The organism is Vibrio ezurae NBRC 102218 (assembly GCF_000467185.1).
Classification (GTDB): Bacteria; Pseudomonadota; Gammaproteobacteria; order Enterobacterales; family Vibrionaceae; genus Vibrio; species Vibrio ezurae.
The window spans coordinates 1-12,680 of sequence record NZ_BATM01000007.1; the positions used below are offsets into that span (position 1 = coordinate 1).

Genomic DNA, 12,680 nt, shown 5'->3' on the forward strand with positions numbered 1-12,680 from the left:
TTGATCGCTGTTTTGTAAACCTCATTCCGCTCTCGTTTACCGACAGCAACAACGGATACAATAATTTGCTCATCACGCACTTCATAGACCAGTCGGTAGCCCGCACTACGTAATTTTATCTTGTAACAGTTAGGCATGCCGTTCAGTTTTGCCGATGGTACGTGTGGATTTTCCAAGCGAGATGCGAGCTTTTTCTTAAACTGATCTTTTACTGTTGAGTCGAGTTTTTTCCATTCCTTTTGTGCCTCAACTTTAAACGTCAGCTTATAGCTCATCTAGCGTCACCTCAATCTCAGGTGAGTTCAGTCGCTCCTTAACAATCTGCGCAAGCTCTATATCTTCCAGTTTATCCATCAAAAGCTCATAAGCTTCTGCTGGGACACAATAAAAAGCAGGTTGATTACGATTTAATACAGCAACAGGAAAGCCATCTGCGCCTTCCACAACAGCCATCGGATTTTTCTTTAGTTCACTGATACTCGTAGAATTATCAGCAAGAATAGGTCGAATACTCATAACAATCACATCTCACATAACCTAGTAACAGTACCAATTATAGGTCACATGATTGCAGTGCTCAACTAAAAAGACCTGTTAAATGGTCTTTTGTCGTTATTAGATTAAAAGAGGGCAAAACAGAACAATCTGGGAAAATTCGACTGTTTGGTGTGATTTATTCTTAATAAGGTGCACTGTGAAAAATGATAACACGCGAACTCATTTTCATGTGATGGCAGAACGTAGATTATGATGTATATGCTTTATTTTTTATTGACTTATGGTAGGTTAATTGAAGCTTAGATCGTCAGGGAAAAGGGCTTGGCAATTATTTTTACCGCTTAACAAGACGTTGTTGTCTGTGAGGATTCGATGATAAAATTTGAAAAAGAGTTTATAGAATACCTAATGAGCAGGCATAAGGCTGTAAAAATAGATACGGCTTGTAGTTACCTTAGTTATTTAAGAAGAGTTGATAAGCAACTATACGGCATAAATTTCCATACAGAAGTTACGTGCTTAGATGATATTAAAAACTTGGTTTTGGGTTTGCGTGCTACTGGCATGCCTGAACGTTCAATAAATAATTGTGATGTTGCAATGCGAGCTTACCTGAATTTCATCGATGTGGTTATAAATAGTGAGAAACTGTTTCCTGAAGAATCAAATATCTATGTGGAGGGAACAACGGTAAGTGTAAAAGTAAATCGCTTTGAGCGAAACTTGAAAGCTAGGGTCGCATGTATTGGTCACCATGGAGTAACTTGTAAAGTATGTGATATTAACTTTAATTACACTTACGGTAGGATCGGAACTGGTTTTATACATGTCCATCACGTTAAACCGTTAAGTGAAATTAATCAGGAGTACATTGTTGACCCAGTAAATGATCTCGTGCCTGTATGCCCAAATTGTCATTCAATGCTTCATCGAAAAACACCGCCATATACGATATTGGAATTGAAGAAAATCATGGCGAAATAGGCAATTAACAAACGTGCATGCCTTTAAGATCTAAATATTGGCAATATTTCCTATCCTTGAAATATTTTGAAGTAGGATGTTTTTAGCGTGATATCTAGGGCAAGAGCAGTGACACTCACAACACATTTTTAAGAAGATACTTGAGTATCTAAAGCCGCACTCTAGCCCCAACCCACAGTAAAGCCTAATACCTTACATCATTTCCCCATCCACCTAGACACTTTTAATAAACAAGACTAACTTTATCAATGGGTTGGCGTCTGTGGGCGCGATATGTTTATTACCGTTTGAGCGAAGAGCACTGACTATCGGAATGGTCGACGCTGTGTGCTGACAAGGATGTACTGTATGACGCAACAAGTCGAAGCTGCGCCAGAGCAAACGCCGCACGATGCGGCAACGCAACAAAATGATTATTATCAGGAGTGGCTTGCCAAGCACAAAGCGGTGATTCCCGGTTTGCAGTCGGCGGTGATTTACCTTCCAATCAATGGCGAGTTAGTGCCTATTGCGGATTTTGAGCCGCAGCAAGCGGCTTTTAATCAGCTTAATGAATTGCTCGATAATCATAAAACCATCATCCAACCGCAAGTCACTCGACTGGCCACTATTTCTCCTGAGGGGGAAGCGTTTGGTCTGATTTATCCTATGTTAGATAAGCAAGGTGAGCTGATTGCTCTGGCTGGATTTGCGGTGCAGGTGAAAACGCAAACCGAACTTACCCAAGCTTTAACTGTATTGCAGTGGAGCGCCGCGGGAATTGAAGTGGCGGAGCATCAACTGCGTGCTCAGCAAGCGTTAGATGAACAAGAATCCTATTCCACTCGGGTTGAGCTTTTAGCGCGAGTATTGTCTGAATCCAGTTATGGCGCATCCGCTACCCGCGCCGTCACCGAAATTGCAGTACTGCTTAACTGTGACCGAGTTAGTCTTGGGCAGTATCAAAAAAATCGTTGCCGCCTAAAACACCTTTCGCACAGCGCCCAATTTGGCAAGAAAATGAACCATGTGCGCCAGATTGAACGGGTGATGGATGAGTGTATTGATCAAGGTAAGATCATCCACTTCCCTGAAAGTGATATCGATGAACACGCCATTACCCAAGCACACCAAACTTTATCTGAGTCGCAAGGCGATATTGGAGTGATGTCGGTGCCTTTGTATCTGCGCGGAGAAATTTATGGGGCTTTAGTGGTGGAAGGTAAGCCCGACCAAGTGTGGAGTAAATCAGAGTCGGAGTTTTGCCAAAGCATCTTTAGCCTGATTTTGCCCACGCTAGAAGATAAACGCCTCAACGATAGACCTTGGTATCGTAAATTATTTGATGGCACGCGACGTCAATTAGCTCGATTGTTTGGGCCTAATTACCTAGGCAGGAAACTGTTTATTCTTGGCGCGCTGATCATCGGCTATTTACTTGCCACCGTGACGGGCGAATATAAATTATCTGCCAATGCTCAAATAGAAAGTGCGGTGCAGCGAGCCATTGTTGCCCCTTATGACGGCTATATAAATCAAGCTTTGGTAAGGGCAGGCGATCGAGTGGCCCAAGGCGAGTTATTAGTACAGATGGACGACCGAGATTTACGTCTAGAGCGTCTTAAATGGCTCAGTGAAGAGAGCAAATTAGTGCGCCAGCGTCTAGAGGCATTATCGATTCGTGACCGCGCCAAAATCAATATCTTAAATGCCCAAGAAAAGCAGGTGCAAGTACAGCTGTCCTTGGTTGAAAGTCAGCTTCAGCGCGGTCAATTACTGGCCCCTTACGATGGTGTGGTGGTCAATGGCGACCTTAGCCAACGCTTGGGCAGTGCGGTCAGTAAAGGTGAATTATTACTTGAAGTGGCGCCCCTTGATAGTCATCGCATTAAACTGCAAGTGGCGGAAGACCAGATCGCGGAGCTTAAATTAGGACAGGCAGGCACCTTGTATTTATCGGCACTTCCAGAGCAAGGTTTTGAGTTTGTGATTAGCAAATTAACGCCCGTGACCGAAGCGGTCGATGGCGCCAGTTATTTTATTGTAGAGGCGCAATTACAGACGTTTTCTCAACAATTGCAACCGGGCATGGAAGGCATAGGTAAAGTCGCCATTAATGAGCAATTGCTGTTTCATATTTGGACTCGCGAAATGGCGCAGTGGTTAAGATTGCAGGCGTGGTCTTGGTGGGGGTAGCGGACTATGTCGCAAACGCTATTTAGCCCCGCTTGGTATAAAGTCGCTGACCTTAAGGTGCGCATTCGTAAACACGCTGATATTCATCGGCATGTGTACCGAGGCAAAGTGTGGTACGTATTGCAAGACCATGTCACAGGGCAGTTTCAGCGTTTTACTCCGCAGGCGTATCAATTAATTGGTTTAATGAATGGCGAGCGCACCCTACAACAAATTTGGGATATTGCCTGTCAGCAGTTAAAAGAAGAGTTACCAAGCCAAGATGAGGTGATCAATTTGGTTGGGCAACTCAACAAAGCCAACGTCATGCAAACCGATGTATTGCCGAGCATCAAGCATTTGTATCGTCGCGGTGAAACCGAGCAAAAAAAGAAGCTCCTGCAACAGCTCAAATCACCACTAAGTGTGCGTATTCCTCTGCTCGACCCTGAACGTTTTTTGTTTGCCACGCGCTTTATCGCTCGGGCTATATTTTCCTTCGGCGGAGCTTTGCTTTGGCTAGCGATTGTCATTCTAGGCATTGTGCTGGCTACGCTACACTGGACAGAGCTTACCAACAATTTAAGTGACCAAGTGTTGGGGCTTGAGAATCTCGTGTTGATGGCGCTGGTGTATCCCGTCATCAAATTGGCGCATGAATTGGGCCATGGCTGGGCGGTCAAACGTTGGGGTGGGGAAGTGCATGAAATGGGCGTGATGCTGCTTATTTTTATTCCTGTGCCTTATGTCGATGCGTCAGCGGCTTCCTCGTTTAGCAATAAATATCAACGCATGATTGTTGGCGCAGTGGGCGTATTTGCGGAACTGTTCATTGCCGCACTGGCAATGTTGGTGTGGGTGTTAGTTGAGCCGGGAGTGGTGCGTGCCCTTGCGTACAACGTGATGCTAATTGGCGGTGTATCGACGCTACTGTTTAATGGTAATCCACTCTTAAGGTTTGATGCCTATTATGTATTGGCAGATTTTCTGGAAATCCCTAATTTAGCCGCGCGTGGTAATGCGCAAGTTGGCTATTTAGTGAAACGCTATCTGTTTCGAATTAGTGCGGTGCGCAGTAATGCCTACAGCACGTCAGAATCTTTTTGGTTGGCGCTGTATGCGGTGACTTCCTACATCTATCGCTTGTTTGTGATGGTGGCAATCTCGTTATTTGTCGCCAGTAAATACTTCTTCATCGGTATTATATTGGCCATTTGGTCGGTGATGAGCAGTTTGATCATTCCTATAGTTAAAGCCATAGCTAAACCACGACAAGACCCTCTTATGCGAAGAAAAAGTCCCTATATTTATCTCGGTGGCGCTGCGGTTATTACTGCTATCGCCTTTTTACTGTTGTATGTGCCTGCGCCCTATAAAACTTATGCGCAAGGGGTGATTTATGTGCCGCAAAACGCCTACATAAGAGCGCAAACTAATGGCTTTGTTCGACAAGTCTTCTTAGAAGGCGGTGCGCAGGTAGAGCAAGGTACGGCTCTATTACAACTTGATGCGCCTGATTTGCAGGCCAAAGCTGAAATTTTAAAAGGGCAATTTGCAGAAGCAAAGCTTCGATATGACGCGAGCGTGAATAATCGCACCGAATCTGAAATCTTACTGCAAGAGCTCAAATATCTAGGGCAGGAATACCAAGACGTGCAAAGGCGTCTGCAACACCTTGATGTAATTAGCCCAGCCGCAGGTCAGCTTATTTTTGCCCAAAGGCATTTACAAGAAGGGCACTATTTTCATCGCGGTGAAATCATTGGCTATGTGGTTGATGTTGAGCATTTACCCATTGCGGCGATGATCTCTGAGGATGATATCGATAGAGTCAGCAACCAAACTCATGCGGTGTGGTTAAAACTGGCCTCACAGCTTGAGCCTGAATATGCCAGCGCCATTATTCGCCAAGCCCCTTCCTCTACGCATCTATTACCAAGCTCAGTGCTAAGCACCGATGGTGGCGGTTTGATTGTATTAGATCCTAATCGCACCACAGAACTAGAAAGCTACAAAAGTTATTTTCGGGTAGAACTGGACAGTTCAAATGCGCCCATTCAGCGTTATGATGAACGGGTGCATGTGCTGTTTGAGCATGACGCAGAGCCTATCGCTTATCGTTGGTATCGCTCTGTGAGGCGCTTATTGTTGAGGCAGTTTGATGTATAAGCGCCCGCAAAGAAGACCTAACTCGGTATTAGAGCGGCCGCAACGAGTATTGGATACGCAAAAACGTATGCAGCGCTGGTGGCGCACGTTAACCGCGTTTGGCAGTCGTCCGCTGCGCGCATCTATCTGGTTATATAAACCCTTGTTATGGCGCATTAAAGGCCGTGATAAAGCCTACCGAAAATTATCAGAAAGTGAGTTAGATCAGCAGATCAAAACCGTCCAACAATCGCTATTGCGCTTTGGGCTGACCAATGCTCTGACCGTTGAGGTCTTTGCGCTAGTACGAGAAGTCGCTGGGCGTGAATTGGGCATGTGGCACTTTGATAGTCAGTTATTGGGTGGGCTGGCGATTTTGCATGGCAATATCGGGCAAATGCAAACGGGCGAAGGTAAAACATTAACTGCAACTTTGCCGGTTGCAGCGGCTGCGCTTGCGGGTATTCCTACCCATGTTGTGACGGTGAATGATTATTTAACTGAGCGAGATGCGCAGTTGATGCTACCTGTTTATCAGCGTTTAGGCTTGAGCGTTGGGGTTGTGATACAAGGTCTGGACTTGAATGAGCGTAAACAAGAATACGCCCGCGATATCGTGTATTGCACAAATAACGAACTGGCTTTTGATTACCTCAAAGATGCGATTGCCCTTGAACAACATTCAGATGCTTTGCACTTGCACGCCCTGCGAAGTTTGCCATCACATCGCTCCGAGTTGCTGGATAGCTTGATGTTAAGAGGGCTTCATTTTGCAGTGGTTGATGAAGCTGATGGCGTATTTATGGATGAAGCGATTACGCCACTGGTGATCTCGGGTGATAGCGCGCCTAATCCTGATCAGCAGCAGTTATATTTACAAGCCTTTGAGATAGGGCAAATGCTACAACTTGACGTGGATTTTATGATTCGCCTGCCTTCTAAACAGATTGAGTTTACGCCACTGGGTGAGGAAAACATCGAACGACAAACGCAAGGATTAGGGGCGTTGTGGCAAGCAAGGTTAAGACGTTTAGAACTGGTGAAACAAGCCCTGACAGCCTTGCATTTGTTTATTCGAGATAAACACTATTTAGTAGATGAGGGCAAAGTGGTCATCATTGATGAGCACACCGGACGACGCATGCCCGATAGAACGTGGGAGCAGGGCTTACATCAATTAATTGAAATTAAAGAGCAGTGCGAACTTAGCGATCCACGGGTGACGTTAGCCAGTATCAGTTTTCAAAACTTTTTCCGTTTTTATCATCACTTGTCAGGCATGACCGGTACTGCCGATGAAGTGAAAAGTGAGTTCTGGCGCGTGTATGAACTGCCGGTGGTGGATGTGCCCACTCATAAAGCCAGTCAGCGCCGTCAATTTCGGCCTACGATTTTGCGCACTGAACAGCAAAAGTGGCAGTGCGTAGTGAGCAAGATTAAACAATTTCGTGAGCAGGGAGAGCGCCCAATATTGGTCGGTACACAATCGCTCAAGGACTCTGAATCCCTGTCTCAATTATTGTTAGCCCGCGGTATTGAGCATCAAGTGCTTAACGCTAGGCAAGATGAGTCTGAGGCGGAAATTGTCAAACTGGCCGGGCTGGCATCGAAAATTACGATAGCGACGAGTATGGCAGGTAGGGGCACCGACATTAAATTAGACAGCCAAGTGGAAGCGCAAGGCGGGCTACATGTGATGGTGACAGGTTTGCATGATTCTTCACGAGTAGATAGGCAATTAGAAGGTCGCTGTGCTCGGCAAGGGGACAGAGGCAGCGTCGAATTTATTCTGTCATTAGAAGAAGAACTGATTACCGCTAAGTGGGCAAAATTATTGGCGTTAATAAATCTAATTCCAATGCCCAACAGTTTGAAAAGTAAACTATTATTTAATGGCATTCGGCAGTGTCAAAAGCGCATTGAACGTCAGCAAGACCAGAGCCGTAAGCAATTGCTAAAACACGATGAACAACAGCAGGAAGTGTTGTCTTTCTCTCAAAATCAGGTGTAAACATGACAAGCTGTAAAACATGGAAGTTCGAGCAAACACATTTTGGCAAACGGGCACTAGCAAGCATATTGCTGCTGGCCTCTTTTACCTCTTATGCCAATAACGCAAACGATGCCAGCCATCCGCTGATTTCTCCTTTTAGCTGTTTACTCGAACCCAGCTCAGAGGTTGAGCTTAGCAGTGAAGTGCAAGGAGTTATCAAAGAGCTTAGGGTTAACCGAGGCGATAAAGTTAAGAAAGGGCAGGTAGTGATGAAACTGAACTCTACCGTTGAAATTGCCGCTGTGAATACGGTTAAGGCAAGGCTAGATTTTGCCAGTCGTAAGGTAGAGCGAAATGCTGATTTGTATCGCAAGAGTCTGATTTCTGACAATGAGCAAGACGAGATGTTGACCGAACAACGCTTGGCGGAGTTTCAGCTGAAAGAAGCTAAGGTTCGTTTAAGCCAAAGGCAAACCCGCAGTCCTATTTCTGGGGTGGTGATTGAGCGTATTAAAGATCCTGGTGAATTTGTCGACGAAGAACCGTTTTTGCGCATCGCGACCTTAAATCCTATCCATGCAGAAGTGGTGTTACCTGCTGAGCTGTATGGCAAAATCAGTAAAGGACAACAGGTGAATCTGTCGGCGCTAGGTAAAGATGCCACCTATCAAGGTAAGGTCTCGATTATCGACCCGATTATTGATGCTGCCAGTAATACCTTTGCAGTGACTGTGTCACTGAATAATGACTCGCAGAGTTTATTTGTAGGACAGCGCTGTGATGTTGAGTTTATCAGTGGTAGCTAGGCTCTAAAGCACGACTAATATCGCCATGCGATAAAGCGGCTGATTTTTTGCCCTTGTGACATTTCAACGACTTTGATCTCTTTGACTTTCAAGCTAGTAAGCTTCTTCTTCATGCTAGAGACGTTTTCTTTTTTAGAGATTAAAGTGCTAAACCAGCCTACTTGATCTTTAAATAACGCGCTTTCATTGGCCATGTTTTTGATGAAGGCTTCTTCTCCGCCGGGACACCATAGCTCGGCTTTTTGTCCGCCAAAGTTAAGCCCTTTTTGCTGAGGTTTTAGTGCAGAGGCTTTAGCATTCATGCTTTGAGCGCCACGTTTCACTCGGTTTTTGGCAAGGTTGCTGGCTTTTCTTTGCGTGCCTAACTGCGCCTCTTTTAGTGATTTATGAAAAGGAGGGTTACACATTGTTAGGTGGTAATACTCACCCTCTTTAATGACACCTTGGAAAATATGTTTAGCGTCGGTTTGCAATCTGGGCGTGATCTTTCCTGATAAATGTGGATTTTGCGCCACAATCTCACTGGCAACTTTAATTGATACTGGGTCGACATCACTGGCGGTAAAATGCCACTGATAATCGGTTGCGCCAATGATCGGGTAGATACAGCTGGCACCAGTGCCAATATCAAGCACCTTAATGGTCTCTGTCGTCCTTTCTAGCAGTTCGGCGAGGCGATGTACATAATCAGCACGGCCGGGGATAGGCGGGCATAAATAGCCTTGCGGAATATCCCAAACACGCACTTGATAGTGTAATGCCAATAGCGCTTTGTTGAGCATAAGCACCGAATCAGGATCGCTAAAATTAACGGTTTTCTCACCCTTTGGATTTAAAACAATTTTACTCTTTAGCGCAGGTAGTGCTTTAACTAACGCATCAATATTGTATCGACCATGATGTTTGTTTTTAGGGTGTAGCCCAGCTTTAACTGCATGCTTTGGTGGATGTGCTTTGTTTTTGTTCAAGGTGTCGATACTCAATATTAGGTGTTAGTCCAGCAGGGCATACCTTAACATAATGAGCCTATCGCATAAATGAGCGCAGATCTCTGTTTGCGTACTTGTCATACAAATTGGATTTATTCGCTAAACACTGGTATCTTCGCGCGTCTTTTGTTGGTTGTTATCTGTTAAGGTTCTATGCGCATTAATAATGTCTCTCAGGCAATTTTACTCTTAGTATTTGCTAATTTTTTAGCCTCATTGTCTGATGTCTCACTGAAAGTGCTCAATGGCGAAGTGCCGACGTTTCAATACGTCTTTATTCGTCAGGTGATGAGCTTGTTGATTATTGCGCCGTTATGGTGGCGACTGCCCAAAACAGAGCGTATGCAAGGGTGTGGCAAGATTAACTTTTGGCGCGCGCAGTTCATTTTAATTGGCAGTGGTTGCGCTATGGTAGCGATTACTCACTTAACCTTAGCCACAGCCAATGCGATGTTTTATGTCGCACCTTTGATGATGCTGCCTTTGTCGGTGGTGTTTTTACAAGAAGTACCACTGCTGAAAAAAATCATCGCCACAGGTATTGGCTTTTTAGGTGTGCTGGTGGTGTTAAGGCCTGAACATTTTCATTGGGCGGCGATTATTGCTTTAGGCAGTGCGCTGGCAATGGCGGTAGGTAATATTTTAATTAAGCGTTTACCCAAACAGCAGTCGGTGGTTTCGACGCTGTTTTGGACTACGGCATTAACGATACCGGGCGCTTTGTTATTGGCGTTGCCACAATGGTCTGAAATTCATATGCGTCATATCTTTTGGATCACTGCCATTAATGTGTTTGTGCTCAGCTACCATGCATTAGTGGTGATTGGTTATCGAAAAGCGCCTGCAAGCCAAATTGCATTGGCTGAATACTCAGGCTTAGTGTTTGTGACTCTGTTTGGCATTATGTGGTTTGATGAAATCCCCGATACCCTTACTGCCATTGGCATCGCAATGATTGTGGTGCCTTTAATGCCAATTCGTTGGAAAAGAAAAGCCAAGCCATTGGATGTAGTTTCTGAAGTCTAGCTTGAGGCTATTGAGCGTAAAAAATAACAAGGGCCCTAATTTATAGGGCCCTAAATGTATCACTCTATCGGGTTATACCACTGAGATACGACGAATCAATCCCCAATACAAATTCTTCAATAGCAACAAAAAGCCAATCGGTATCAAAATCGTTTTTAATACGAACATAGCAATCAGCTTTAATAGGTTGACCACTAAAGATTCAGTTTTCACTTTTAGCTCATCAAATTTATGTTGCAGATCTTTTTTAGTATCAGAGAAGCCATTGGTTACGCTGTCCCAGGTGTGCTTTACGCTGCCCATAAAGCTGTCGTCTTGTTCTGTGGTATCAGAAGAGGTACCGCTCATTAGATCTTGATTAAATTGATGTAAATCAGTGGCGATAAAGTCCGTTTGTTGCGTGATTTGCTCGGTCTGTTCATTGAGAAACAAGGTATCGGCCATGCTATTGAGGAGCAATGTGCCTACCAATAAAAAGCGCGTAAAACACAAAATAAAAAACGTTGGCTGGGTGTATTTGGTAAAGCGCGCCATTGGCACAACCCACAGCGTGACTAGGTAACTAATTGCACTTAACGCAATAGTGATGTTGACGATTTTATTGGTAAATACATCCAACAAAATACGTTGCAAGCCAAGGGAGGCAAGGGCTGTGGTGAGCACGCCGGAAGTTGATTGCAGTATCTCTGTGGCAGGCGAGAGGATTTCACCGACGCTTAGCGTTACCACGGGTACATTAATTTCTGTGCCTTGTAGCACTGAAATAATGGCGTGAATACTACGTACCGAAGCAAAGGCAATCAGCCCTTGGTCGATAGACTCATCGAGTTTGAGCAGGGTGTAGTGATCGGCAAGATTAAAGATAGCAACCAGAGTCAGAGCCACGGCAATAATACTCAGTAAAATGCGATGTGACTTAGCAGAAATGGGCGCAGGTGGCGGTAGGCTGATAGCGTTACTCATGAATAAATCTCGTGTAAAGGCTGGGCGTACCCAGCCATTCGGGTATTAATGGATAGGGATTTAATAAGGTGCAGGAAACTGTTTAATGACCTGCGTAATACGGGCTAGTGCTTGCTCATCAAGGGTAATATCAAACGCAGCAATGTTCTCTTTTAACTGAGACAAGTTAGTCGCGCCAATGATGCTTGAAGTCACGCCTTGCACGCTGTTACACCATGCCAGCGCCAACTGTGCGGGAGTGATATTTAAATCATGTGCAATTTGGCTATATTGCGCCACAGCTTGATGGGCAAGGTCGCTGCTTCGATAAATGCTGCTTGGGTTCATTAAGCTCCAGCGAGAGCCATCAGGGCGAGCGCCATTGGCATATTTGCCTGATAAAAGCCCAGTAGCCAGCGGTGACCAAGGTAAATAAGCGACATCATTGTGATGACAATGCTCAATTAAATACGGCCAGTCTTTTTGGCACAGTAAGCTAAATTCATTTTGAATAGAGACCATTTTTGGCAGGCTGTGCTGTTTGGCAAGCTCCAAATAAGTGCTGATTCCCCAAGGGGTTTCATCAGACAATCCGCAATGACGAATCTTACCTGCGCTGACACACTCTTGCAGGGCTTGTAAAATCTCCAACATCTGCGAACGCTGCGCGGTTACGTCTACTTCATCAAAGCTAAAGGTATTTGGCCACTGCTTGCCAAAGTGCGGTGAGGTGCGGTTTGGCCAGTGTAGTTGATAAAGGTCGATATAATCGGTTTGTAGGCGTTGTAGAGACTTTTCTACCGATTGAATCACCGCCTCTGCGGTGATTGGGCCGCCATCTCTTACCCAATGCATACCTGGGCCTGCCACTTTAGTGGCAATGATGGTGTTTTGGCGCTGCGCTTGATGACGTGAAATCCAGTCGCCAATAATAGTTTCTGTTTTACCGTAGGTGTCAGGGGTAGCAGGAATGGCATACATTTCTGCGGTATCGATAAAATTAATGCCTTGTTCTAGCGCATGGTTAATTTGCAGATCGGCGTCTTGTTGATTGTTCTGCACGCCCCAAGTCATGCTGCCTAAGCAGACACGTGATACTTGCAGGTCACTATGGCCAAGTTTGGCATACTCCATTTCGAT

At 45.0% G+C, this 12,680-nt stretch carries 11 protein-coding genes; 6 read left to right on the top strand and 5 right to left on the bottom strand.

From position 1 onward, the window contains the following. Together VEZ01S_RS03055 and VEZ01S_RS03060 are read right to left on the bottom strand one after the other, a co-directional pair. Positions 1 to 275 (bottom strand): type II toxin-antitoxin system RelE family toxin (locus VEZ01S_RS03055; protein WP_021712537.1); only part of this gene is annotated, 275 nt, incomplete at its 3' end. Then, the gene (locus VEZ01S_RS03060) at positions 265 to 516 is read right to left on the bottom strand and encodes a type II toxin-antitoxin system Phd/YefM family antitoxin (protein ID WP_021712538.1); all 252 of its coding nucleotides are present in this window, start codon (positions 514 to 516) and stop codon (positions 265 to 267) included. The genes VEZ01S_RS03055 and VEZ01S_RS03060, both read right to left, overlap by 11 nt. A gap of 354 nt (positions 517 to 870) precedes the next feature. On the opposite strand from VEZ01S_RS03060, the gene VEZ01S_RS16310 reads away from it, so the two are divergent. The 5 genes from VEZ01S_RS16310 to VEZ01S_RS03085 all read left to right on the top strand — a co-directional run bounded on the left by VEZ01S_RS16310 (position 871) and on the right by VEZ01S_RS03085 (position 8,583). Further along, positions 871 to 1,482, top strand: coding sequence for an HNH endonuclease (locus VEZ01S_RS16310; protein ID WP_021712539.1), 612 nt, complete (start codon positions 871 to 873; stop codon positions 1,480 to 1,482). A gap of 348 nt (positions 1,483 to 1,830) precedes the next feature. Continuing rightward, entirely contained in the window at positions 1,831 to 3,657 is a 1,827-nt protein-coding gene (locus tag VEZ01S_RS03070) for a GAF domain-containing protein (RefSeq protein ID WP_021712540.1), read from the top strand. A 6-nt stretch (positions 3,658 to 3,663) separates the two neighbouring features. Beyond that, positions 3,664 to 5,805 (top strand): efflux RND transporter periplasmic adaptor subunit, encoded by a 2,142-nt coding sequence (locus tag VEZ01S_RS03075; RefSeq protein WP_021712541.1) that lies wholly within the window; start codon positions 3,664 to 3,666, stop codon positions 5,803 to 5,805. Continuing rightward, positions 5,798 to 7,795 (top strand): preprotein translocase subunit SecA, encoded by a 1,998-nt coding sequence (locus tag VEZ01S_RS03080; protein ID WP_021712542.1) that lies wholly within the window; start codon positions 5,798 to 5,800, stop codon positions 7,793 to 7,795. The genes VEZ01S_RS03075 and VEZ01S_RS03080 overlap by 8 nt, the downstream gene beginning before the upstream one ends. Positions 7,796 to 7,797: 2 nt before the next feature. Then, complete coding sequence (locus VEZ01S_RS03085) at positions 7,798 to 8,583, top strand: efflux RND transporter periplasmic adaptor subunit (protein WP_021712543.1); 786 nt, start codon at positions 7,798 to 7,800, stop codon at positions 8,581 to 8,583. Between the two features lie 14 nt (positions 8,584 to 8,597). Here VEZ01S_RS03085 and rlmF read toward each other — a convergent pair whose 3' ends face one another. Next, the gene (gene rlmF, locus VEZ01S_RS03090; RefSeq protein ID WP_174371944.1) at positions 8,598 to 9,569 is read right to left on the bottom strand and encodes a 23S rRNA (adenine(1618)-N(6))-methyltransferase RlmF; all 972 of its coding nucleotides are present in this window, start codon (positions 9,567 to 9,569) and stop codon (positions 8,598 to 8,600) included. 156 nt (positions 9,570 to 9,725) lie between these two features. Here rlmF and VEZ01S_RS03095 point away from each other — a divergent pair, with 156 nt between their 5' ends. Next, positions 9,726 to 10,598 carry a DMT family transporter gene (locus VEZ01S_RS03095; protein WP_021712545.1) on the top strand — a complete coding sequence of 291 codons (873 nt, stop codon included), beginning with the start codon at positions 9,726 to 9,728 and terminating at the stop codon, positions 10,596 to 10,598. A 72-nt stretch (positions 10,599 to 10,670) separates the two neighbouring features. Here the strand turns inward: VEZ01S_RS03095 and VEZ01S_RS03100 are convergent, their stop codons facing one another. Together VEZ01S_RS03100 and VEZ01S_RS03105 are read right to left on the bottom strand one after the other, a co-directional pair. Further along, positions 10,671 to 11,561, bottom strand: a complete 891-nt coding sequence (locus VEZ01S_RS03100; protein WP_021712546.1) for a hypothetical protein — start codon at positions 11,559 to 11,561, stop codon at positions 10,671 to 10,673. A gap of 60 nt (positions 11,562 to 11,621) precedes the next feature. Next, positions 11,622 to 12,674: an aldo/keto reductase gene (locus tag VEZ01S_RS03105; protein WP_021712547.1), complete on the bottom strand. Its 1,053-nt coding sequence runs from the start codon at positions 12,672 to 12,674 to the stop codon at positions 11,622 to 11,624. Between the last annotated feature and the right edge of the window lie 6 nt (positions 12,675 to 12,680).